Source organism: Stieleria bergensis (assembly GCA_007745635.1).
GTDB classification, from domain to species: Bacteria; Planctomycetota; Planctomycetia; order Pirellulales; family Pirellulaceae; genus Stieleria; species Stieleria bergensis.
The window spans coordinates 6,699,732-6,723,310 of record CP036272.1 but is presented as its reverse complement, the minus strand read 5'-3'; the positions used below and the strand labels follow the sequence as shown (position 1 = coordinate 6,723,310).

The window sequence follows — 23,579 nt, the reverse complement described above, 5'->3', positions numbered from 1 at the left end:
AGTAGTGCGAAAGCACAGAGCGTGAAAAGGCGCACCCCCCAGAGAAAAACATTGGTCACATCATGTGAATCATCTGAACTATAATACGAATCGCGCACCAGCATGGAAATTGGCTTGCGTCTTATCGGTCGATCTCGTGCGTTTAGGGCAGCACCCGCTCTAGCAGGTTGACGTTATTTTCTATCGGGCAATCAGCTCATAACCCGCCGAGTCGTTGACTAGAACATGGCTTCCACGAGACTTTACATTTGCGTCATCGCTCTGGCGTTATGCCGCATTGCAATTGGCCAAGACAGCTATCGATGTGTCGACGATGGTCTTCAACTCGATTTGGTTCACTCGGATCCTGAAGCGTTCTACATCAGTATGGACATGGACCCGCGCGGCAATCTTTACGTCGGTGGCCGCGACGCGGTGTATTTGTTTGAAGCCGACGGCGATGGTGGATTCAAAGAGCGAAAGACGATCACAAAACTGCCGCCTGACACCTGGTCTTATTCATTACAGATATCGGGTGACGATCTTTACGTCTTGACCGTTACCGCGTTGTATCGATTGCCAAACGTCATTCGTGATCCAGGCAAGGTGACGTTTGAACGAGTGCTCTGGGGCATCCCGTTGGGGCATATCCATCAGGGATTTCATGGCATGAAGATGGGGCCCGATGGCGGTCTGTTTATCGCGTTTGGCGATCCGCAGCCTGGGCCGTTTCGGCGAAAGACCAATCCGGGACACGTCTGGCACTGGACATTCCTGAGTGGACCCCAGGCTAGCAAGACGCCGTGGACCGGCGTAGGTGGAGTTGTTCGCTACGACCCCAAGTCGCATGACGTGACCGTCATTTCTCAAGGGTTTCGCAACATCTGCGACCTGGACTTTGATGAACATTGGAATCTGTTCGGCAACGACAACGACCAGGAAGGCAGCGCGCTTCATACTTTCGGACGATTGGCTCATGTCACCGAGGGATCGCACTACCAATGGTCGCGAGGTTGGTTGCAGGCAAAAGAGCCTTATCGAAATGACTTAATCGAAACGATCGATCCCGACCTTGGGCGTTTCGTACCGTTTGGCACGTGTTACTACAAAGAAGATCATCTGGGCAAAGCGTATCAGCGGTCGCTGATTGTTGCTCGATGGGGCAGTCGCGAACTGGGACAATTCCCGCTGTCAACCCGCGGTGCGTCATTCGCGAGCAGTCAGAAGCCGTTGCTCGTCGGCAAAGGGACAGCTCGACCGGTAGCGGTGTTCACGGGCAACGACGGGCGGTTATTTGCGAGCATCTGTTTCATGGAACGCAATGAGGCGTCGCCGGTGAAGCGAACGGACCTTGTTGTGATTTCAAACCCAGGAAATCCTTTGGCCCTTCACGCTTATGACCCAACCAGGGCAGACATTCACACGCTGCTGCGTGAAATTGAATCGCCGTCATGGAAGCGACGATTCAACGCACATCGAGAAATCATTTCACGCCGGTTGAGTGGCGAAGTTGCCGTTCGCGAGCGATTTTTCGATGCGGCCGCAGGCAGTCCGGCTTGGTATTCGCTGGCGTGGCTTGCCGGACGCCACGATGATCAGCGAGTCGTCGCTGCGCTTACCCAATCGCTGACGTCACGAGATGAACAACAGGCCAGCACCGCCGCCGACATCCTGCGTCGGTTTCATCGGTTGAGCGAATCCCAGGTAGAGTCGCTGCTGGCAAGTGATTCCCCCATCAAGCAGCTCGCTGGACTGCGAGCCGCCAGTCGAGTTGTCCGTCGCGAGTTCGTTACCAAATTGGCCTCCAGCAGCGACAGTCTTGTTCGTCAAGCGGCTCAACGCTGGATCGGAAGACACACGACGTGGAATGAGCTTGAAAAACAATTCGGTGCAGGCGACTTGCCAGCCCGCCGCGTCTCACTTGCGGCGGCGATGTGGAAATGGAATGACACGGTTGAAAACGGCACGATCCCCGATGGGGTCAAAATCAGTGCCGCGGCTAAGAAGCACGTCAACGGCTTCGGATATGTAGACGATCCGAAGTCAAATCTAGAAACAGAATCCCAAACGTATGGCTTCCAAGTCGGTGGCCTTCCCATGATGGATTGGTGGCAGCAGTCAGCGGCGTCAAATCCTGACGCTCCGGAAATCGGTGTAATCGGCCGCATGATCCGGCAGGCCATCTACGACACCGATCTCGCGCACCGTAAGACGGCAGCTGTCTTTGCCAACACGCTGGGAATGGACCATCTTGCCGCAAGAATCCCAGGTCTCGCCCAAACGAGAAACGTCAAGGCCGACATCGCCAAGGGCGCGACACTCTCGGCCAACGAAGCCATGCCCCCCGAGTACCAGGCGATCGACTGGACGACCGCCTGGAAAAAAGGAGACGCACAGAAAGGCGCGGCGCTGTTCAAGACAAAGTGCGTCGCGTGCCACGATTCCGGCCAGGGTGGTGGTGTCATCGGTCCTTCCCTCGCCGGTGTCGCAAAACGGTTCACGCCACAATATCTGGCTCAGTCCGTCGCCGCGCCAAGCAGGGCTGTTTCGCCCAACTTTCAATCGTGGTCGGTCCTCACGATTGACGGCGAGGTCTTGCTGGGGTTCTTGTCCGGTGAAGACGAGAACCGTGTCACCTTGCAGATGATGGATGGTGCGTTGAAGGCGATCGACAAAGATGACATCGAGGTGAAAGCACCTAGCAAGACATCATTGATGCCGGTCGGACTGATCAACGGACCGGACGAATTGAAGCACATCGTTCGGTACTTGATGACGCTGAAGGCCAGCGGCGACTCCACGTCGGACGGTTTGATTGATTTGCTTGCCGGCGGCGATTTGAAGGAGCATTTTGAGACGACAGGCAATTGGTCACTCGGAGAAGACGGTGTCGCTCATCTGCAGCCACGCAAAGGTGAAACCGATTGGAAGCGATATGGGGACTATCTGTGGCTAAAGAACGAGTATCAGGATTTTCAATGCGTGTTTGAATACAAACACCAGAAAAATGGCAACGGTGGTTTCTACTTCAACGTTCCCGATCGCCAGCAAGCGGTTGGGGCAGTGATTGAAGTGCAAATACGTGACTCGGCCGGCGAGACGAAACTTGACGCACATGCCGTCACCGGAGGCATCTTGCCGGGAGTCGCTCCGAAAGCCAATATGACAAAGCCAGCTGGCCAATGGAATCAGATGAATGTCACCAGCGTGGGAGGCGAAGTCACAGTCAGGCTTAACGGGGTGCTAGTCAATCAGGTCAAGCTGTCAGATCCAAATTTGAAAAGCAAATCAAAACAGGGCTACATCGGTTTCCAGGATCACGGCCTGCCGTTTTGGTTGCGGAACGTCAAAATTCGAAGTCTTGAGCCACCGCCTTCATCCCGGGAAGCTTTCAGCGTTGCTGAAGAAGCTGAGGTCGTTGGCGATCCGACAGCCGTCATCGCTCGCCATGATTTTGATCCGAATGCAGCGAACTCATTCTCGTTCGTTCCGACGAAGGCAAAGTACGTGCGAGTGGATGTGCTGGCGAGCTCGCAAGCGCAACCCTGCATCGACGAACTGGAGATCTTCTCTGGCGACTTGCCGAAGAACTTCGCGTTGCATTCGATTGGCGCAAAAGCAACCGCGTCTTCGCTACTAAGAGGTTATGAAGAAAAACACCAGATCGAATTCCTCAACGATGGCAAGTATGGAAACGCCCATAGTTGGATCCCGGCGAAGACCCCGGGATGGGCTCAGATTGAACTTCCAGAAGTAATCGAGATCGACCGGGTCGTTCTCTCTCGTGATCGCGGCGGCCGGCTTACCCGAAGAGTTCCAGTCTCTTTCGACGTTCTCGTTTCGATCAATGGCAAGAAATGGAAGACGGTGAAGAAGGTGCGGCCGCCAACGAAGGCTCGTCCGCGCAAAGCGGTCCCGCCTCAGCCAGCCCGACCACAAATCGGTCAAGCCGAAGGCGTGCCGAACATCCTTTGGATTACCGTCGAAGACATGAGTCCGACACTCGGATGCTACGGGGACAGTTCCGCCCGAACCCCCAATCTCGACGCATTCGCGAACGAGAGCATTCTTTACACCAACGCCTTTGCGGTCTCTCCGGTCTGCTCGCCATCGCGATCGACGCTCATCACCGGGATGTACAACGCCAGCATGGGGACCAACCAAATGCGGTCCTCCAACCAGATCCCAACGGGGGTGAAAGGCTTTCCGTCCCTGCTTCGCGAGGCCGGTTATTACACGTCGAACAACGTCAAGACCGATTACAACTGCGCTGAGAACACGCGACTGATCAATGAGTCGTGGGATCTTTCGTCAGCCCAAGCACATTGGAAAGATCGGAAGCCCGGCCAGCCGTTCTTCTCGGTGTTCAACGACATGACAACACATCAGTCACGCACCATGGTCTGGCCCTATGCTGTGTTTCAGGAGCACATTCAGTCAAAGCTTACGAAGCAGGAGATTAGCAGTCCCGCTGGCATGCCACTGCCGCTTTACTACCCGGAAACTCCGGTAATCAGCAAGGCGGTGGCCCGATACTACGACTGCGTTACGGTCATGGACAAGAACGTCGGTCGTCTCCTTAACCAGTTGGAAGAAGACGGCCTCGCCGACGACACGATCGTGTTCTTCTACTCCGACCACGGTTCCGGTATGCCGCGGCACAAACGCCTGTTGTTGGATTCGGGAATGCGCGTTGCCCTAATGGTTCGCTTTCCGAAAAAGTTCCAGCACCTCGCTCCGGCGGCACCCGGCACACCATTGGACCGGCTAGTCAGCTTCGTCGATTTTCCGCCCACGGTTCTGAATCTGACCGGACAACCCATTCCGAATTACATGCAGGGAATTCCTTTTCTAGGGCCTGATTGCGAAAACCAGCGGAAGACGGTCTACGGCACCCGGGATCGAGTCGATGAGGCGATGGAGATGGCGCGATCTGTGCGAGACAAACAGTTTCTGTATGTCCGCAACTACATGCCGCACCTGTCGTACAACCAGCCCAGCGTTTTTTCCGACTTGGGCGAGATCAGGAACGAGATCACTCGTTTGGCGGACAGCAATCTCGTTGGGCTCACCGCAGCTCAAAGAGCCTATGCTGGCCCCCGGAAGCCAGTTGAGGAATTCTACGATTGCATCGCTGATCCTGATAACACCATCAACTTGCTCGACGGTGAGCTGAACGCCGCGCAACAAGCCGCAATCAAACGGCTTCGCGAAGCCTATGTCAAAACCCGCCGAGAGATTCGGGACGTTGGCGCTCTCCCGGAGTCGGTGATGCGCGATCTCGTTCGTCAAAAGAATGCGCCCATCCGCGACATCCTGGAAGGCAAGACCCAGCACGCCCCCGATCTCGACGCCGCATGGACAGCCGCCGATGCGGTGGGAACAGAAGATCGAGAGGCCCTTGTGGAATTCCTGAAAAGCCCGAACGCCGCCGAACGCTACTGGGCATTGGTCGGAATGAGGGTCAACTTCGCTGACGATGCCGCTCTCCACACTCTGGCCACCAGCTTGCTCAGTGACGCCGCAGCTGCAGTCCGAACGGAAGCCGCTTCCTGGTTGGCCGAAGCCTCCTCCAAGGACCGCGACCGCGCGCTCGAAATCCTCATCAAAGACAGCTCACTTGATGACTGGTGGAGTGCCCTGCACGCCTGCCGGGCAATTGAGTTGTTGGGGCCGAAAGCGGAACGACTCATTCCCCGCATGAAGGAACTCTACGCGAAGCACCGCAACCAGCCTGGTGATCAAAGTCTTTTCCTCGCCTTCTCTTCCGGAGCCTTTCTCGAACAATTCGGTGCGGAAACGATTCCCTGGGACTTCTCTCCGGGCGCGGGCAGTTTCTCTGCCGAGCCTGACAAAAAGACAGAGCCAGCAGACGACGAGCCTGGCTTCAACCTCATTTTCAACGGAAAGAATCTCGACCAGTGGGACCATCGCCAGGGCGCATGGGAAGTTGCTGACGGTGCGATTTCCTGCACCGGAATGGAGAAGACTAAGAACTGGATCATCTGGCGTGGCGGCACGCCTTCCGACTTTGTGCTTCGTCTCGACTTCAAATACGAAGCTGGCAACTCTGGCGTTCAGGTTCGCAGCGATGACCAGGGCGACCACCAGGTCTTCGGCTACCAGGTCGAGGTCGCTCCGCAGAACAAGATGGGCCTCTGGCATCACTCCCTCCTGGCCAAGGACGACCCGGCCCACGAGGCGAGATTCTTCATGGCGACCGCAGGGCAGGAAGTCGCGATCACAGCCGATGGGAAAAAGTCCGTCAAGCAAGTCGCCAACAAAGAAGAGATCGTCGCTCAATTCCACCAAGATGCCTGGAACACCATGGAGATCATCGCCAAAGGCAACACACTGACCCAGAAGATCAACGGCGTGGTCTTCTCCAAAGTCAGTGACGATGACAAACGGCTGTCTCGCAGAAACGGTGTGATTGCCCTGCAGGATCACGGCAAAGGCTGCAAGGTCGCCTTCCGAAACATCCGCATCAAGAAATTGTCACGCGACGCAAAAAAACAGCCGCGTCAAGCCAGCACGCCTCGGCCTGCGACGAATCGATCATCTGCGAAACCCACCCTGCCCAACATTGTGATCATTCTTGCAGATGATTTTGGCTGGGGTGATGCCAGTTGCAACAATCCTGATTCGCCCATCAAAACACCCAACATCGACCGGATCGCAGCCGAAGGAATTCGGTTTACGAACGCACACACGCCTTCGTCGGTTTGCACGCCGACGCGCTATGGCTTGCTTACCGGTCGTTATCCATGGCGTTCCTATCTGAAGGAAAAGGTACTCGCCTATTACGCTCCCGCAATGATCACAAAGGGGCAAACGACATTGGCTTCTTATCTGAAGTCACAGGGGTATCGAACCGGTGGCTTCGGAAAATGGCACCTCGGTCTTGACTGGACGCCAGTCAAGGGTGACCCCGCGAACTGGCGATCGAATTGGGAGACCAGGGACGTCAAAGTCGCCGCCCTGGTGACAAAGGGAATCGACCACACCAAGCCGTTTCACAACGGACCGACCGATGTTGGATTTGAGACGTACTTCGGTACGCCGTCGAACTGCAACCGGCTGCCTTTCTTCATTCAGGATGACCGAGTGGTTGGTCAGCCGTTGCCAGATCGTTCAGGCATCATGCGTGACCCGGCCTGCGTTCGAGATAAGGTCGACGACATCTACGTTTCCAAAACAGTCGAGTTCATCGAATCGCATGAACAACAACACGAGAACACACCGTTCTTCGTCTACCTACCGCTCAATGCGATTCACGGCGCGGTGGAAGTTCCGGACCGATTCGTTGACAAGACTGGCCTCACAAAACGTGAAGATAAGATTCTTTGGGTCAACCAGAGTGTCGGAAAGATACTTGCGGCGCTCGATCGAATGAAAGTCAGCAACGACACGGTGGTGATCTTCACCACGGATAACGGCCCTATCAATAGCCCAATTGCCAGAGAGAACGGGCACGAGCCGACGGGACCGTATCGCGGCTTGAAGACAAATGTTTGGGACGGTGGCACACGCGTTCCGTTTCTTGCCCGCTGGCCAGGGCAGATTCCAGCTGGCGCATCCACCGATCATCTGATCAGCCTGACAGATCTGCTCGCCACGTTTGCCGCGTTGTGTGGATCACCGTTGCCCCCAGACGCTGGCGTGGATAGCGTCAACCAGTTGCCTTCGCTCTTGCAACGTAAAGATGGCATTGTCCGGCGCCCGGCTTTGGTGACGGCTTCCTACGCCGGTTTCTTGACCATTCGTGACGCTAAGTGGAAGGCCGTGTTCGGAACGAAATGGACGGGGGGACACGTGGCCCAAAACTACGGCGGGGAACCACCGAAAGGAACGCTGCCCGACGATCCGACGATCGGCCAGCTTTTCAATCTTGCCGATGATCCTTTTGAAACGAAAGATCTCTGGGAACGTCATCCCGATGTCGTCAGGAAACTTCGTGCCGAACTTCAAGCGATCCAACAAAAAGGCATGACCGATGATCAGAGCCGGAAACAGACGATCACCCAATGACTAAGAAGGCTTACCAGAAAACGAAGGAAGGTTGAAGTCACTCCTGCTTTCGTGACTGACGCCAGACGCGTTTCTCTACCGGGAACCATCCCAGCTTGAACGAACTGCGAAGTAAACAAATGAAAACGACCGCAATCTTTATGCTCATCTTCGTGGCTTTCGCCTCGCTGACAGCCGCGCAAAACCAAGCCGAACCCACTGGCGCTGCCGAAGCCAGCGCACAGGAAGCCAGCGCACAGGAAGCCAAGTCCGCCGCTGAACTTGATAAAAAGTATCAGGCCTGGGTGGCGACTCTTCAACCAGAACAACAAGCCTGGGAAAAGGTGCTGGAATCTGAGTTGGGCGGATTTTACTTGCCGATTCACAAGCGGCAGAAGGTGGCAGGGCAATCGAATGCCTGGGATTTTGTCGAAGACGATCCAGACCTGCCGCGAGTTCTGCTAATTGGTGATTCTGTATCTCGCGCTTACACCCGGACCGTTCGCTCAGAACTCGCCGGAAAAGCGAACGTGCATCGTGCGCCAGCAAACGGTGGACCCACTGCCACGGGGCTTAAGAAAATGGATGTTTGGCTGGGCGATGGAAAGTGGGACATTATTCAATTCAATTTTGGGATTCACGATCGTCAAACCAAACTCGCCGACTACACCGGTCGCCTCGAACAGCTCATCACGCGGATGCAGGGAACCGGAGCCAAACTCATCTTTGCCAATACCCACCGCTACCCGCTGTGCCCGGCAAGTATTCATCGGCGTCCGTGATCGATCGCAATGCGGCGGCCGCAAAAGTGATGGCGGAACACCAGGTAGAGGTCAACGACCTGTTTGCAGCGATCTCACCGCGCCTCGCCGAACTACAGAACCCTAACGACTGCCATTTCAATGGTGAAGGGAATACTTTTCTCGGTCAAACGGTAGCCGCCTTCCTTGAGCCGCGACTGGGAAAACGTTTCGACCTGTCCGCGCGAGTCAGTGACATCAATCCCGATGCGAAATAACATCCTGTCATCAACTATGTATTTGCTGATGAAAAGGGGAGACCCAAAGATCTTCAGCATGCCGTTGTCGACACCCGAGTCCCATCGCAAGGTAAGCTGGTGATTTGGCTGATGGGCCACAACCAGCAGCTTTTTGAAAGCATTGCCAGCTATGGACTCCACGACATTCAACCCCACTATGCCAATGGTTGGTTTTCGAAGATCGAAGCCGAAGCTCGGGATCGTGGCAAAGTGCTCGGTGACATTCGACTTGAAGCCGCCACAGGCGACGATCACAGTCCGTTAGTAAGCATTCCTAAACACGATGGTGCTGCGGCTCGCTCGCTGCACTTTGTAAAATGGCTCGCAGAGAATCATCCGAAGGGAAACTGGCAACAATTTCTCACCGATGACCAAAGCGATCTGCTCTGGGACAAGGTGATTCTCTCAGGTATTTCGCACGGCTCGACCACTGCCGCTCGTTGGGCAAAGCATCAAAAGGTCGCACGGGTCGTGATGTTCTCCGGACCACGAGATCAGCTGGAATCCTGGCAAGGACTTGAATCTGCAACGCCCGCGAATCGTTACTTCGGGTTTACCCATATTCTCGATGGCGGCTGGACTGGAGATCACTACTGTCGTTCCTGGCAAATGTTAGGGTTGGCCGAGTTTGGCTCGATCGTCAATGTCGATGAGACTCAAAAGCCGTTCAGCCATTCCCGCCGATTGATCACCAACTGCGATGTTCAGGAGAATTCGAGTAGAGCTCATTCCATCGTCGTGCGCGGCAGAGAAAAGTGGGACCGTGTTTGGAGCTATCTCTTTACTCACCCAGTCAATCAGGTGGGCGATCCTGTCCCGTCTGATCCGAATTGCACGATGGATTTGCGAAATAAATGAAGTGGTTTTCTTGACCATGCATTCGCACCTCCCCGTACAGAACCCTCCTGCCACTTTTCGCACAGGGTTCTCTTTTTGTACGTGCTGACATCACCAGGACTTGCCGATTCCGCAAGAGCAGAGCCAGCTGCTAGGACGGTTTACCGGCCGAGATCCTCAGGATCAAGGACTGGTTGCACAGCTCCTACCCAAGGTGCGCTTCGCGACCTTGGGCTGTGAAAGTGGAGCACCTACGTTGTTCGCCAGTCCAGCCTGACGTTCCTTCGAACACATGATCAGAGAAACACGCCCAAGTAACCTGCCAAAGCCAAGGCGATGGCTTTCACAATCGCATCCAGATTTCCGAACGCCGAAGGTGTTCTACCCCATAGCCCAGGGTCGCGCAGCGCACCCTGGGAACGGACTGACGCGGCAAACGCTTGTCGATCAATCGTTCCCTTGGCAGTGGATGCCGCTTGCGATTCGTTAAATCGATCGGTCGTGCGGCAGCGTCCCCAATAGCGGGTAGCACCAAAAACTTGCCATCCCCGGCATTGGTTATAAACCGGAAATAAACCACGAAGGACGCGAAGAGCGCGAAGGAGGAAGTCGCGATAGACGATGGAATTGCTCGGGGAGAATCGTAGGGTGCTGTGCTTGCACGCACCAATTTACTCCGCACCAGCGGCCACCCCCATGATCAACAACAACGGGGCCACGACTGATGAGCAGGAAATCGAGTCATTGAAAATCGATCCGGCTAGCGGCATGCCATTACCAAATCTAAAACCCTCAAAACCAAGCCATTTCAATCCACCGGGCCAATCAAACGCACTCTCACCGCGTCAACGCACTGCCAAGCCGTCAAACGCACGCCCTTCTAACCCAGCCACCCAGTCAAAAACGCCTTGGACACCCAAGTGAAACCAGGCAACCCATCAAGGCTCAAACTCCGTCCCCAAAGCAGAACTCGGTTGATGGCTTATTAAGTCAAGCATCAAAAAACGCCCGCCCCGTCTCCCGAGTTCGCAACGTCGCATCTGGCAAGCCAATTTTTGGTGAGATGACCTTCGTGACGAAGGGTGACGTCATGAGACGGACCAGCGCACTGTAGTTGAGTTGGAACGTCAATTCGGTGCCAACGGGGACGAGGTGGAGACCCGATTCCACGATCAGATGGTCGCTACTGGCCCCAACGATCTTGATGTCGGGAGGCGGCTCGAGGCCGCACGCATCGGTGTCTTGAAGTCCTATGGCGAGGATCGCTTGACAGATGTCACCTCGATCCTGGGTGGGTGGCTTGGCCCCGAATGCGGTCTGTCCGATCTCGCCCCATGGCTGCGTTGGCTTGACCTTCGACTCGATCACCTCGGCGATGAGTGTGATGGCGTCGGTGTGCAGGCCGTTGATTCTTTGGCGATGAAGTGGCTCGCGACCGAGCAGGATCGATTCACCCAAGCGGAGATTGTTGATTCGCCCAGTGTCCGCGCCGCTCAGCGCCCACGGGACGTTGGCGGAGTTCCCGCCCGAGATGACCTCAATCGTTAGGCCGAACTTCGCCTCGATCGATTCGGCGAGTGTAGACAACTCTGCCATGTTCCTGGCGTCGGGTGACACTCCACTACGGCAAGCGAGGTTCGTGCCGATACCTTTAAAAGCGATATACGGGAATCGAAGTGTCTGGCGTACGGCGTTCTCAAGTTCGCCGGGCATGATGCCTTCACGAAGGTCTCCGAGTTCGACCATGAGCACGACCCCGTGTGTCCGCCTCGCCTTTTGCGCGCAGAACGAGATCTTGCGGATGACGTCCAATTCGGTGTTGAAGCTTACTTCGACGTGCGTGACAAGTCGCTCCACTTGACTGAGCATGGGAGATCGGATGAGAGTCATCGACGCCGGTACATTGGCATGACACATCGCTTCGATGTTCTCGATGCGCGAGTCGCCGAGTCCACTCGCGCCCGCCTGTAGCAACGAGCGGGCAATCTCGGGTGAGCCAAGTGCGGCCTTTGTGACGGCCGTGACCGAGATGCCACGATCGGCCAGCCGTGCGACCAGCGAGCGGGCGTTGTGCTCAATCTTGTCGAGGTCGATCTCCAAACGCGGCGCGCTCATTATGCGGCCACGGTCAGCTTCTTCTCAAGCTTCGGATACGCTGCGAGGATCATCTCCACCAATCGGTCGGGTGACCTGGTTAACGCATCGGTGACGGGAATCTGGAGTTCGCTCTCGTACCGCGAGATGGCCCCATCGACTTCGGCGTCGGACATGCTTTCGTGGTTGATCGTGAGGCCGATGACTTTCGTATTCGCAAAGGTTTGGATGAGATTGATTTCGGCGGCCGGAGTCGGCATTGCCATCTGGTCAAAGTCACAGCGGCTTGTTCGTCCTGGGGCGTGCTGCAGCACGACCCCGTCCGGACAACTTCCTCGGAGTATGAAGGACGATGTCGCATAGGCGGGATGACTCAGCGAGCCTTGCCCTTCAATGATGATTACGTCGGGGTTTTCGTTCTCAAATGCTTCGACGATGGTGGATTCTAGCTCACCGGAGCAGAACTGTGACGGGACGGCATCGAGCGCCAACCCGTAGCGGGCACCCTGGATCAAGCCGGTCTGGCCCGTACTGATCATCACCGTTTTCACGCCGCGATCATTTAGCGCGCGGGCGAGGACATTCGCGGTTGTGCGCTTGCCGATTGCACAGTCGGTGCCGAGCACGGCGATGCGCGGGCAGGTGACCTCGGCGATTCGACCGCTAAAGAGTCGCAGGTCTTTTTTGGCGCGAGGCCTTCGAACGTCGAGGATTTTCACGTTCTTCGAGATGCACGCCGCTGCGAACACTGGGTCGTCGTTCAAGAATTCATGGAGACCGTTGACGATATTCATCCCGAGATCCATCGCCTCGAGCACTAGGCCGCGCTCGTGTGACGACAACATGCCACTCGCCGGTGCCGTACCAAAAATAAAGTAGTCGGGTTTGCTGGGGGCGTGCGTCAGTGCATCGGCGAGGTCACGGCAGATGGGAATTCCATTCGGCTTCTCATCAAGCACGATGCCGGAGTCCAGACCCGTCTTTTCGCTGTCAATGACGGAGAGGATCTGGTACTTCTCGGAATGACGGACGAGTCCGTTGGCGGTCTTGCCGTCGATGGACCCGAAGTTTGCTTCGCAATAGACGACTGCCGTTGGGACTCGCTTGCGTCCAATGCCGTTTCGCGATTGGACGGGAATCGCTACATCGGTGGTGGTAAGTTCGTGATTGGCAGTCGGCGCATTGGGCAACATAGCGAACGGGGACGCTGACATTGTGACTCCTCGAGTTGGCTCAGAGGAGGCGACGAGATCGTGCCGACCGAAATTGGCCGAATGTCAACGAGTAGTCCCCGCTAAGTGGGTGCCGACAACCTAGCACGGTTTAACACCGATTGATAGGTGTCACTAGCCCGCAATTCAGCTTTCTACCTGATCTAACGGGAATGTCGGTCTTGGTACATTGCGATAAGGCAGCCGATCGTAGCGCGGGGTGTAAAGTGCCTCCCCGTACAATACGGAAAACGGTACGTTCTCTCTTGGAGAACTTTTCTTAAGTGTCTTCTTGCTATGAGCTTAGCGATTTCGCGTCCCGCTCGGCGGGCCGTCTGACGAGGGAAACGGCTGCGAATCTCTTTTGCTCGGTTGACTCGCTTGTGTTAACCAGAGCACCATTGTTTCGCCACGCGAGAGCGCTATAACGTGACGGAGGTGCCGTTATTTGCTCCTGGTTAAAAGCTTTTCACTCTGGTCTGTTAACCAGTCAGCTGGCCGATTGTGTGGCGACTTCTTGCCTTGCCGCTGTTCTACCTAACGCGATTGTCGCGCCGGCACGTGGCATCCTGTGCGGCCGGTGGGCGCGTGTTGATGGCTTTGATCAACCGGGGAAACTAGGCGGCTGTCCCAGCTGTTGCTAAAATTCTTGATGATCTCTTTGGTGATTCCTTGGATGAGCTGAGAGGCGGCGAGCCGATCAGGTGCCAATGCGCGGGCCTTTTTGCTGGTGGCTTCAGTTTCTTCTTCGGCCTCGCCCCACGAGTAACCGCCCGTGTTGCGTACCGCGCGGAATGCCACAAGGAGCTTGGTGGCCTGCTGAAGTCATCTCGAGCAGTCGCTTAGCTCGGTCTTCGTTTCACCCAATTGTCAAAGAACAATCGTTCGCTGCTCCGCGGTCAGTGACCAAGCTGAGCAGAATCGACGCCCAAGCAAAGATAGCTGCCCCGCCTCACCTCAAGAGTTCGCAAAGACGCGTTTGGGAAACCAAGTTCACGCACCGAGAATCACTCAATTTCTAGTGCTCGAAGGTTTTGTACCGCGCGGTTCCGCCGCATTGCTCCAGCTCCTTGACCCCTGAAAGAGCCCCGTTTTTTGACGATTTGCTGCTGTTTTGAGTGCTATTGCGGCCGGGTGAGGGTTATTGCTAACCTCCTCGGGAGTGTGTTTTTCACGCACTCCTACTAGAGGTGAAATCATCGCAATTACTGGCATTGTGATCGTTGCCTCAGCACATTGAATGGTCCGGTGAACGCCGGCTAACTTCATAGTTTGTTATGCAGCAACAGAGCCAACTCAATCCCCAAATCAGCGACTCCATCAGTGAACCTGGGGGGCGTCTACAACCAACGCACGTTGAACCGGTGCGTGTGTTGGGTAATGGGCGTGCGGCTACAGCCGTGTTGGTTTCTGCTACCGATTATTCTGGGCGTGAGACCGAGTGTGTTGAAAAGATCTTTGCGCCAGGGTTGTTGACTCGGTTTATTTACCGCGCATTCTTTCAAGCACCCTTCGGTTACCAAGCGAATCGAGATGCGATCTTTGCTTGTTACTATCGCAGGCGAGTTGCCTCGCAGCTGATTCGCGTGTTTGTACCTGAAGCAGCTATCGCAGAGCCGCTTTATGTACGCTGGAATCCCGAAGAAGGTGCCTATTCGCTAGCGGCTGAATTCATCAAGGGAAGAGGGATTCGGCCAGCTCCAGCTTTTACCCGCCGACTTCGCAACTCGTTGCCTTGGTCAAAGACGCCTCAGCAGGATGCTGAACAGGGCGAAATTGATGAACTGTTGTCGCTGATGAGTCGCCTGGAAACGCTATTCCGCGAATCTGGAATGGTGGGCTCTGGCTGGCAGGTCAGCAAGTCCGCAGTGGTATCAACAGCGAACTTACTTCGTACCGAATCGGGGTACGTCGTGGTTGATCTTGAGTCTGGTATTCCTGCAATTCTGGTGATGCATTACGTGCTTGCCGGTTTGCGATTGAAGTCGTGGCCGCTCTTTGATGATGTGGATCCTCAAGGGCTAACGGCATTCATTGACCAGAACAGTCAACAGATTGAGGAAGCAATCGGTGAGGATGGCTTGGCTGATCTTCGTTGTGATATTGATTCCTTGATCGCTCATTCCAAGGCCTGGAAAGCGGCTGAAGTCAGTATGTTCCGGAGCGGTCTTCCGTTCCTCAGCTCCGAATTTCAATCGCGCTATCGCCAACAGACATTGGACCATTGGTGCCGAACAGGGCGAACAGACAGTGAAACCGATCAGCGGTTTCGCAACAGTGCAAGGCTTTACAGTCGACCCATCTATTGGGTAGGGATGCTACCTGGCGGCTTGGGCAAAGGGTTGCAAAAGCTCTGCGGCAATCGAGAGGCTCGTAAGCGTTTTCGCCTTTTCTGTACCGACCGGGATTATCGCAAGCATCGGCTTGGTGGCTTCGTAGATCGCAAAGTCGTTCAGTTTCGCCAAGAGCAACGACTGGAATCAAAGTCGAAGCCAGTGACATTTGGTTTGATGTTTCTGGTGCATTGGATTCTTTCCAAGGTCACGCCGACTCGAGTGCATCGCCTATCCCATCAATTCCGAAGTGTTCCGTACCCGCGGTGGAAAGGCAGTCAAGGCAGAGGTCTCACCAGCTCTCAGTGGCTGATGTTGGTCTCGTCAAAGCGAGACCTCCCCGTACACAACTCAATTGACGCCGATTCTCTGTTTCGTGGAATTGAGCAATGCGTTGGACGGATGCGACTGACGGGCGAAACCAATTCTTCGGCGGCCTCATTCGGTTCCAACTCTTGGGCCTTTTGATGCCGCCTCGGTTAACAGCTTGTGTTAACCGGTTCTCCATTTCTTCGTGGCAATAACGGTTGAACACAAAGCGAGACATCGCTTGCCGATCGTGCGACGTGATAAGACGCGACGATTGGTGGCCTGCTAAAGCCATCTCGAGCAGCAGCTTAGCTCAGTCTTCGCTTCACCAAATTGTCAAAGAGCAATCGTTCGCTGCTGCGCGGTCAGTGACCAAGCCGAGCACAATCGACGGCCAAGCAAAGATAGCTGCCCCGCCTCACCTCAAGAGTTCGCAAAGACGCGTTTGGGAAACCAAGTTCACGCACCGAGAATCACTCAATTTCTAGTGCTCGAAGTTTTTGTACCGCGCGGGTTGGACTCGGCAGTCCGGAGTCTCTCCGCGAAAGTTGGAACGTGGGATTCGGCCGCCGCAGCGTGGAAAGACCGCGAAAAAGGGGGCGGAAACGAGAAACGCCCGCGGGTCATGCGGGACCGACGGGCGTTAACTGGTTCGCGAGAGTTTTCGCTTTCTAAAATACAGCTCAAATCGGGGTTGGATCGGTTGCCTGAGTGGTTAGCGTCGAACGGCCAAAAACACCGCAAATTACGGCAACTGACGGACGAGGGGAGACACGTTTCGCGTCCGCTTCGCTCTGGTTTTCAAAATTGCTGGACTGGTCGGTAGCAAAATGCTACCATATGGGTAGAGGTGATTCATGGGACAGCCAGTGAAACTATCGGACGAACTTGTCGACGACGCACGAGCAGTCGTGCCCTTCTCGCAGCGGAGCATTGCCGGACAGATTGAGTTCTGGGCCGGTTTGGGCAAGTCGATCGAACCGCTCTTGCGCGGCGACCGCTCGATGCTGATTCTGCGATCAGGTTCCGAACGCCTCCTTTCGCAAGCGATCGCTGAGGTCGATACCGCCAAGGGGCGCAAGCAAGTGGACGCTTATCTGAAGAAGCGTCCTTATCCACATTACAAACCGGTGCCGGGAAAGCCCGATCTACTTCGACGTATCGAAGCCGACGGTACTGAAACCATTGGTCGATTTGTCGATCGGCAGTTTGAAGAAGTCGGTGACGACCGTTGAGCCTACCGTTTGCGTTTCTGGACCAACGGCCCATCGTTGTAGCCCTCGCCGGATCGAATGGCGCGGGCAAATCAACCTTCTTTGAAACCTTTCTTTCCGACTGTGGCCTTCGTTTCATCAATGCGGATATTATCGCAAAAGGACTGGAGATCACCGCATACGAGGCGGCCGAGTTGGCAGCGTCTATCCGATCTTCACTGGTGACTCATCGCGAGAGTTTCATCTTTGAAACGGTGCTCTCCGATCCCGTCGGTGACAAAGTGGACACTCTCGCCAAGTACTCGGATGCGGGTTACACCGTGGTGTTGATCTTTATCCAGTTACATGAGGTCGGCGAATCGATCCGACGTGTGGCGATGCGAGCCAGCCAGGGTGGGCATGACGTGCCCGACGAAAAACTGAAATCGCGATTCGAGCGAACGAAAGCGAACCTTCAACGCGCCATCGCATGCATGCCCCATGTCTTGGTTTACGACAACAGCAACCTGGAACGTCCTTATCAGTTGGCTGATGTTTACGAGCATGGTAGGCGAGTCGGTGCTTTACCTCCTTAGCTACGGTGAGCACGCCAGGCCTCTTGCGGGTTTATTTTACGCGGCGTTTTATCGGTAGTTCAATCCTTCTTCTTTGAACGCCCGCTTGGCGTAACTGAGCGTTGGATATTTCTTGGCAATCTTCTTGGCGGCTTGGTCAGCGATTCGCGATCCTTCATCGCCACCAACCGCTTCGCGGAGTTCGGCGAGCACCTGCGCGGCTTTTGTGTAATTTTGAGTCGAACGAGTTTGAATTAGCTTTTCGGCATCCGCGATCGCTGCAGCGGGATCTTTGCGTATTTTGGCGAGTCGTTTTTCGAGTTTGCGTTTCTCGCTGGCAAGTTCGCGTTTCTTCCGTTGATCCGCTTTTGTGTTTGCCAGCTCCCGGAGTTCTTCGAGCGTGCGAGAGCCGGCATTGATCGGCCACGTGGCCTTGCCGGACTGGTTCCGCATGGCGGCTAGCGATTCGGCGCGCACCGCTGCCGCGTCATCGTGAAGAACACGCCGCATGAGTGCGCGCAGGGTATCGGGTGAATGGTTAGCCAACCATTGATCTATGTCCGGCTCACGGGCAGCTTGGCCGGGAAGTTTCGGCGACTGTTCATTGGTGGCAGCGAGAAGATCGCTATCGAGTTCGTAGAAGTCAGTCAATTCGGCAAGCTCGGGCGGGAGCTTTCCTAGGCCAGCGGGTACGGGCGGCTCGAGAGATTCTTCATTCCAATTGGATGCCAGCCAGGCAAGGTAGAGCCCCCGCGTGTCACCGGTCATCAACCCTTCGCGGATTTTCGGAAGGCAGGCGACCATTCGCTCGAAGTCGAAGTAATCCTCGCTGTAGAAGCCCGCGTCACATTCAGGTTGGATCGAAAGTACGCCCCCTTTTCCGCGTTTGTCCTTCTTCCATTCGAGGCCGTACTCGGTCGCATAGGCTTTGAACGGTTTCGCACCCACGGGCAGGCCCAATGGCAATCGAAACATCAACTTGCGGACACCGTAGTTTGCGTAGTGCGGGTGCACGTCGTATCCGCGTCGCATCATCTCAAGCGAGTTGCCGTGGAAATCACCGTAATGGTACTCGTTTGTGAATTGCCACCGCGTCACCTCCGCCCGCGTCGACTGGTGACGCATGTACTCAAGTTGCTGGTTATCGAGAGGTTTGTCGACTGCGGCAAAATAGACGTACTGGTAAACGCTCATGGATGGTCACTCCGTTTTGCTTGTGAGACTGCTGATACGACAGTCGGCGGAACCATTAATTTACGACGAAACAGCCGTTCTCTGTAGTTCCTGTTCCCTCAAGCCTGCTGCGATTTGGGAAAGATGCGATCTGCTTTCGCGAAGCTAAGAGGGTGGTTGTGAGCTGACGACTTGTGTCGGCCAAGGCCATCACCTTGACGAGATCAATACTCGGAAGTGAATGACGAAACAGAGATCCCGTTTCGGCTGAACGTCGTCTATTCGCGGCAATCGCGTTATGGCGGTGGATCTATTAGCGCTTGCGACGCTTAAGACCTCCCCGCACACAACTCAATTGACGCCGATTCTCTGTTTCGTGGAATTGAGCAATGCGTTGGACGGATGCGACTGACGGGCGAAACCAATTCTTCGGTGGCCTCATTCGGTTCCAACTCTTGGGCCTTTTGATGCCGCCTCGGTTAACAGATTGTGTTCACCGGTTCTCCATTTCTTCGTGGCAATAACGGTTGAACACAAAGAGAGACATCACTTGCCGATAGTGCAACGTGATAAGAGGCGACGGTTGTCCGATCTTAACCGTCGTGGCGACGAAGTTGGATCTCCTGGGCAACAGCTTTTTACTCTGGCCTGTTAACCAGTCAGTCGGCCGACAGTGTGGCACCGTCTGGCCTTGGCCCAGTTCTACTTGGCGCGATTGTAGCGCCGACACGGGGCATCGTGTGCGTCCCGACCGGTTTCGATGCGAAATCAAAAAGGGAGGAGAACAGGTTGCTGATCTCTGCCAACAGGCAAAACGTGCAAACCTGGTGGGATATCGTTCGCTGCTGCGCGATCAGTGACCGAGCCGTGCAAAATCGACGACCATGCAACGGGGATATCGCTCTACCTCGCCCCAAAAGTTCGCAACATCGCGTCTGGCCAACCAAGCTCACGCACCGAGAATCACTCAATTTCTAGTGCTCGAGGTTTTGTACCGCGCGGGCGTTTCCCGCCATCTCCTCGGCCGAAGCCAAACACTTTGAATCACGTTAAAGGTAAGGAATCCCCAATCCAAAAGCTCGCTCCGCTTTTTGGCTTCAAGGGATCTCGCATCCTTTGCCGTATCAAACTTGATGGCGGTCGATCCTGGACTTAGAATATGTCGGGACTTGCGGATATCTCCCGACGGAATAGAAATCTTGACTGCGACGAAAAAAGAGCTCGTACTGGACTTGTTCAACAGCATGGAAGTGGTGCGGCCACGGGATGTAGAGGCCATTGGTGTTTCGGGCTCCTATCTCAACTTGTTGTTTAGGCAGGGAGTGCTCGACCGCCCTCACCGCGGCCTCTACACGCTTCCTGAAGCGGAACCGACTGAGTTTCGATCCATCGTCGAGGCTTGCAAGCTTTCCCCGAATTCGACGGTCTGCTTGCTCAGCGCGCTGCGGGTCCATGACCTGACGACGCAATCGCCCTATGAGGTTTGGCTTGCGATCGGCGAGAAAGACCGCAAGCCGCAGATAAGCTACCCGCCGATTCGCGTTGTTCGCTTTTCCGGTGCGGCTCGTACATTTGGCGTTGAGCAGCATGAGCTCGAGGGGATCCCCGTCACTGTTTATTCACCAGCAAAAACGGTCGCAGACTGTTTTAAGTACAGAAACAAGATCGGCCTCGACGTAGCGATCGAAGCTCTGAGGGATTGTCGGCGCACACGTAAAGCGACCAATGATCAGCTTTGGAAGGCAGCCAATGCCTGCCGCATGGCGAACGTGATGCGTCCTTATCTGGAGGCAACCTCATGACGGGCATGGCTCATAAGAACATGGCTGCGTCGGTACGTGCGAGGTTAATGAATGTCGCTCGAGAGAATAAAGAAGCTTTTGACTTAGTACTGATCCGTTACGCGCTCGAACGGCTCCTCTATCGTGTCGCCCAATCGACGTATCGAGAGCAGTTCGTTGTCAAAGGAGCGGTGATGTTTCAAGTCTGGAGTAGGTTGCAACACCGGCCAACTCGCGACCTAGATTTACTTGGGGCTGGGGCGCCAGATCTTGAACGATTTGAAGATTGCTTCCGTTCGCTTTGCAACCAGAAAGTCGACGAAGATGGACTTGTTTTCGTGTCGGAAACTGTCACTGCGAACCGTATGAAAGAAGCAGAGGAGTACGAGGGCATTCGTATGAAGCTTGAGGCACAGCTCGTTTCAGCACGAATTCCGATTCAGGTTGACATCGGATTTGGCGACGCTATCACACCCGCTGCAGTGACAACGAAGTTCCCGACCGTTCTAAACTTTCCGTCTCCCGAGCTTCTGTCGTATCCAAGGGAGACAGTCGTAGCTGAAAAGTTTCAAGCCATGGTAGCTCTTGGGATTGCCAACAGTCGTATGAAAGACTTCTTCGACCTCTACACACTCTGCAATCAATTTAAGTTCGAAGGCGCAGTTGTTCAAAAAGCCATTTGCGCGACCTTTGAACGGCGAAAGACAGCAATTCCTGGGTCGCAACCGTTGGCCTTAACATCAGAGTTCACTGCGGATAGTCAAAAAGCTTCACAGTGGATTGCTTTCCTGCGCAAGGGAAATCTCGGAAGCGGGAACCTGGCGCTAGCCGACGTCGCTGAACGTTTAACGGAGTTCTTGATGCCACCATCCATCTCGGCCAGTGAAGGAAAGCCTTTCGTTCAAAACTGGTCGCCAACAAGCGGTTGGTGCTAGCCTCTGCGATGCATCTCACCTTTAGTTGGGTTCAACAAAGTCCGCCGCCCACTGTCTCCAGCCAATTTCTGTTTCAGTGCCGTTGCCCATTGTTTTATTCTGGCCTGATGTGGCGAGCAAATACGCATCCGCACTTTCCTCACCATCGATTTGACTGGAGCGAATGCCAAGGCAGGGCTTCGCTGTTTCAGTGATCATGCTTTTCAGGTTGCAACGCATCAATGATTGTGTTGCTTTTTGACCAGCCACTTAGGCGAGGATGAAGTTTATTCTGCAACCGTGGCAGCTGATTGCCATCTTGCTTGCCGGCTGGGTGAATCGGCAACAGCAAGAAGCGATCGATTACCTGCGTACCGAAAACGATCTCCCCATACACAACTCAATTGTTACCGAGTCTCTGTTTCGTGGAAATGAGCAAAGCGTTGGACGGACGCGACTGACGGGCCAAACCAATTCTTCGGTGGCCTCATTCGGTCCCAACTCCTGGGCCTTTCGATCCTGTCTCGGTTAACACAAAGAGAGACATCGCTTGCCGATCGTGCGACGTGATAAGAGGCGACGGCTGTCAGATCTTAACCGTCGTGGCGACGAAGTTGGATCTCCTGGTCAACAGCTTTTTACTCTGTTCAGTTAACCAGTCAGTCGGCCGACTGTGTGGCGACTTCTTGCGTAGCCCCTGTTCTACCTGCGCGATTGTCGTGCCGAAACGTGGCGTCCCGTGCGGCCTGTGGGCGCGTCTCGATGGCTTTGATCTACCGGGAAAATTGACCCCGAATATCTTCGACCTCTTAGCGGGGTACAAAAACCTCGCCACATCCATTTTCCCAGTGTTTTCAAGCCCCTTTCTACCGCTCGATGCGTGCCCCAGCGATGTTACCGCACACCCCTTTTTGATCCTGCTTGCATCAAGTTCTCGGCAACAATTGGCGGCTCAGAACCGTCTGTTGAAAGCCGAAAACCAAATCCTGCGTTCGAAGCTCCCAAAGAGGATTGAGTTCACACCGAAGGACCGGGAAAAGATCCTTAAACATGGCAAACCACTCGGCGGGAAGATTCGTCAGCTGCTCACGATCATCAGCTACTCGACCTTCCGCCGCTGGGTTCGTGAGTCTGAAGATGGAGCAGCCAAGCCGAAGAAAAAGTCCAGCAGGGGTGGGCGGCCAAGGATCGAAGAGCCCCTGGAAGATGCCATCGTCAGAGTCCGGAAAGAAACCGGCTGGGGACTGACCAAGGTTCGCCAAGCTGTGACTCGACTTGGCCATTCTGTCTCTCGGCAAACAATAAAGAATGTACTGGTTCGCGCGGGGATCGCGCCGGAAGACGACACCGATCCAGATAGCTGGTCAGAGTTCCTGAAGCGTCATGCAGCAGCGATGTGGAAATGTGATTTTGGCTGCAAGAAGAAGTGGACCGTCAAGGGATTGGTCGACGTTTACTTGATGGTGTTTATTCACCTGGGGACTCGCCGAATTTGGGTTTCACGGTGCACGGAAAACCCAACCGGAGACTGGACCACTCAGCAAGCACGCAACTTCCCAATGCACCTGCAAGACGAAGATCTCCCCTGTGAAATCCTATCTCGCGACAATGATGCCAAATACACCAAGTCGTTCGATACAGTGTTTGAGTCAACGAAGTGCAAGGTAAAACGCATCACTCCTGCGAGCCCGAACTTACAAGCTCATGTCGAGCGAGTTATCCAAACTCTGAAGCACGAGGTGCTCAACGGGTTCGTGGTCGTGACCAATCAACAACTCAATAAAATCCTCTCTGTGGGCGCCAACTGGTACAACAACCGTCGCGGTCATTCAGCGCGAGGCAACCTGCCACCGATCCGCGAAACAGACTCGCCGCCAACTATCGACCTGAAGACAACCAAGATTGAGTGTCACAAGGAACTTGGTGGCCTGCTGAAGTCGTATCGAGCAGCCGCTTAGCTCGGTCTCGGTTTCACCAAATTGTCAAAGAACAATCGACCGCTGCTGCGCAGTCACTGACCAAGCCGTGCAAAATCGACGGCCAAGCAACTAAAATTGCCCCGCCTCAACCTAAAAGTTCGCAACGTCGCGTCTGCCAATCCCAGCTCACGCACCGAAAATCACTCGATTTC

15 protein-coding genes are annotated in these 23,579 nt (G+C 54.9%); 11 read left to right on the top strand and 4 right to left on the bottom strand.

What is annotated here, in order from left to right; all coding sequences use genetic code 11:
* The first annotated feature begins 225 nt into the window (after positions 1 to 225).
* The 4 genes from SV7mr_RS23660 (at position 226) to SV7mr_RS23650 (ending at position 9,886) form a co-directional block, all read left to right on the top strand.
* Positions 226 to 8,010: a sulfatase-like hydrolase/transferase gene (locus SV7mr_RS23660; protein WP_145277336.1), complete on the top strand. Its 7,785-nt coding sequence runs from the start codon at positions 226 to 228 to the stop codon at positions 8,008 to 8,010.
* A 119-nt stretch (positions 8,011 to 8,129) separates the two neighbouring features.
* Complete coding sequence (locus SV7mr_RS25815; RefSeq protein WP_419187848.1) at positions 8,130 to 8,771, top strand: SGNH/GDSL hydrolase family protein; 642 nt, start codon at positions 8,130 to 8,132, stop codon at positions 8,769 to 8,771.
* Positions 8,768 to 9,007, top strand: a complete 240-nt coding sequence (locus SV7mr_RS25810; RefSeq protein ID WP_419187847.1) for a hypothetical protein — start codon at positions 8,768 to 8,770, stop codon at positions 9,005 to 9,007. The genes SV7mr_RS25815 and SV7mr_RS25810 overlap by 4 nt, the downstream gene beginning before the upstream one ends.
* A gap of 99 nt (positions 9,008 to 9,106) precedes the next feature.
* On the top strand, positions 9,107 to 9,886 hold the full coding sequence (locus SV7mr_RS23650) for a BPSS1187 family protein (protein ID WP_419187846.1): 780 nt from the start codon (positions 9,107 to 9,109) through the stop codon (positions 9,884 to 9,886).
* Between the two features lie 969 nt (positions 9,887 to 10,855).
* Here SV7mr_RS23650 and SV7mr_RS23645 read toward each other — a convergent pair.
* On the bottom strand, positions 10,856 to 11,980 hold the full coding sequence (locus tag SV7mr_RS23645; RefSeq protein ID WP_145277333.1) for an alanine/ornithine racemase family PLP-dependent enzyme: 1,125 nt from the start codon (positions 11,978 to 11,980) through the stop codon (positions 10,856 to 10,858).
* Positions 11,980 to 13,173 carry an N-acetyltransferase DgcN family protein gene (locus SV7mr_RS23640; protein ID WP_145277331.1) on the bottom strand — a complete coding sequence of 398 codons (1,194 nt, stop codon included), beginning with the start codon at positions 13,171 to 13,173 and terminating at the stop codon, positions 11,980 to 11,982. The genes SV7mr_RS23645 and SV7mr_RS23640 overlap by 1 nt, the downstream gene beginning before the upstream one ends.
* Positions 13,174 to 14,447: 1,274 nt before the next feature.
* On the opposite strand from SV7mr_RS23640, the gene SV7mr_RS23635 reads away from it, so the two are divergent.
* The 3 genes from SV7mr_RS23635 (at position 14,448) to SV7mr_RS23625 (ending at position 17,601) form a co-directional block, all read left to right on the top strand.
* On the top strand, positions 14,448 to 15,971 hold the full coding sequence (locus SV7mr_RS23635; protein WP_145277329.1) for a hypothetical protein: 1,524 nt from the start codon (positions 14,448 to 14,450) through the stop codon (positions 15,969 to 15,971).
* A 698-nt stretch (positions 15,972 to 16,669) separates the two neighbouring features.
* The gene (locus SV7mr_RS23630; protein ID WP_145277327.1) at positions 16,670 to 17,047 is read left to right on the top strand and encodes a TA system antitoxin ParD family protein; all 378 of its coding nucleotides are present in this window, start codon (positions 16,670 to 16,672) and stop codon (positions 17,045 to 17,047) included.
* Positions 17,044 to 17,601, top strand: a complete 558-nt coding sequence (locus tag SV7mr_RS23625) for an ATPase (protein ID WP_145277326.1) — start codon at positions 17,044 to 17,046, stop codon at positions 17,599 to 17,601. Before SV7mr_RS23630 ends, SV7mr_RS23625 begins: the two co-directional genes overlap by 4 nt.
* A 48-nt stretch (positions 17,602 to 17,649) precedes the next feature.
* Here the strand turns inward: SV7mr_RS23625 and SV7mr_RS23620 are convergent, their stop codons facing one another.
* Positions 17,650 to 18,774, bottom strand: coding sequence for a hypothetical protein (locus tag SV7mr_RS23620; protein WP_145277324.1), 1,125 nt, complete (start codon positions 18,772 to 18,774; stop codon positions 17,650 to 17,652).
* A gap of 1,178 nt (positions 18,775 to 19,952) precedes the next feature.
* Here SV7mr_RS23620 and SV7mr_RS23615 point away from each other — a divergent pair.
* Together SV7mr_RS23615 and SV7mr_RS23610 are read left to right on the top strand one after the other, a co-directional pair.
* On the top strand, positions 19,953 to 20,555 hold the full coding sequence (locus tag SV7mr_RS23615) for a type IV toxin-antitoxin system AbiEi family antitoxin domain-containing protein (RefSeq protein WP_419187845.1): 603 nt from the start codon (positions 19,953 to 19,955) through the stop codon (positions 20,553 to 20,555).
* Entirely contained in the window at positions 20,552 to 21,469 is a 918-nt protein-coding gene (locus SV7mr_RS23610) for a nucleotidyl transferase AbiEii/AbiGii toxin family protein (protein ID WP_419187844.1), read from the top strand. Before SV7mr_RS23615 ends, SV7mr_RS23610 begins: the two co-directional genes overlap by 4 nt.
* Before the next feature lie 21 nt (positions 21,470 to 21,490).
* Here SV7mr_RS23610 and SV7mr_RS25805 read toward each other — a convergent pair whose 3' ends face one another.
* Positions 21,491 to 21,667 (bottom strand): hypothetical protein, encoded by a 177-nt coding sequence (locus SV7mr_RS25805; RefSeq protein WP_419187843.1) that lies wholly within the window; start codon positions 21,665 to 21,667, stop codon positions 21,491 to 21,493.
* 61 nt (positions 21,668 to 21,728) lie between these two features.
* Between SV7mr_RS25805 and SV7mr_RS25800 the strand changes: the two genes are divergently transcribed.
* Positions 21,729 to 21,980 (top strand): hypothetical protein, encoded by a 252-nt coding sequence (locus SV7mr_RS25800; protein WP_419187842.1) that lies wholly within the window; start codon positions 21,729 to 21,731, stop codon positions 21,978 to 21,980.
* A 187-nt stretch (positions 21,981 to 22,167) separates the two neighbouring features.
* A complete protein-coding gene (locus tag SV7mr_RS23605) occupies positions 22,168 to 23,406 on the top strand; it encodes an integrase core domain-containing protein (protein ID WP_145277320.1) in 1,239 nt (412 codons plus the stop codon).
* Positions 23,407 to 23,579 lie beyond the last annotated feature (173 nt).

Coding starts and splice junctions, on each gene's coding strand:
- SV7mr_RS23660 (WP_145277336.1), top strand. CDS start 226: ATGGCTTCCACGAGACTTTACATTTGCGTCATCGCTCTGGCGTTATGC.
- SV7mr_RS25815 (WP_419187848.1), top strand. CDS start 8,130: ATGAAAACGACCGCAATCTTTATGCTCATCTTCGTGGCTTTCGCCTCG.
- SV7mr_RS23645 (WP_145277333.1), bottom strand. CDS start 11,980: ATGAGCGCGCCGCGTTTGGAGATCGACCTCGACAAGATTGAGCACAAC.
- SV7mr_RS23640 (WP_145277331.1), bottom strand. CDS start 13,173: ATGTCAGCGTCCCCGTTCGCTATGTTGCCCAATGCGCCGACTGCCAAT.
- SV7mr_RS23635 (WP_145277329.1), top strand. CDS start 14,448: ATGCAGCAACAGAGCCAACTCAATCCCCAAATCAGCGACTCCATCAGT.
- SV7mr_RS23630 (WP_145277327.1), top strand. CDS start 16,670: ATGGGACAGCCAGTGAAACTATCGGACGAACTTGTCGACGACGCACGA.
- SV7mr_RS23620 (WP_145277324.1), bottom strand. CDS start 18,774: ATGAGCGTTTACCAGTACGTCTATTTTGCCGCAGTCGACAAACCTCTC.
- SV7mr_RS23610 (WP_419187844.1), top strand. CDS start 20,552: ATGACGGGCATGGCTCATAAGAACATGGCTGCGTCGGTACGTGCGAGG.
- SV7mr_RS25805 (WP_419187843.1), bottom strand. CDS start 21,667: ATGATCACTGAAACAGCGAAGCCCTGCCTTGGCATTCGCTCCAGTCAA.
- SV7mr_RS25800 (WP_419187842.1), top strand. CDS start 21,729: ATGAAGTTTATTCTGCAACCGTGGCAGCTGATTGCCATCTTGCTTGCC.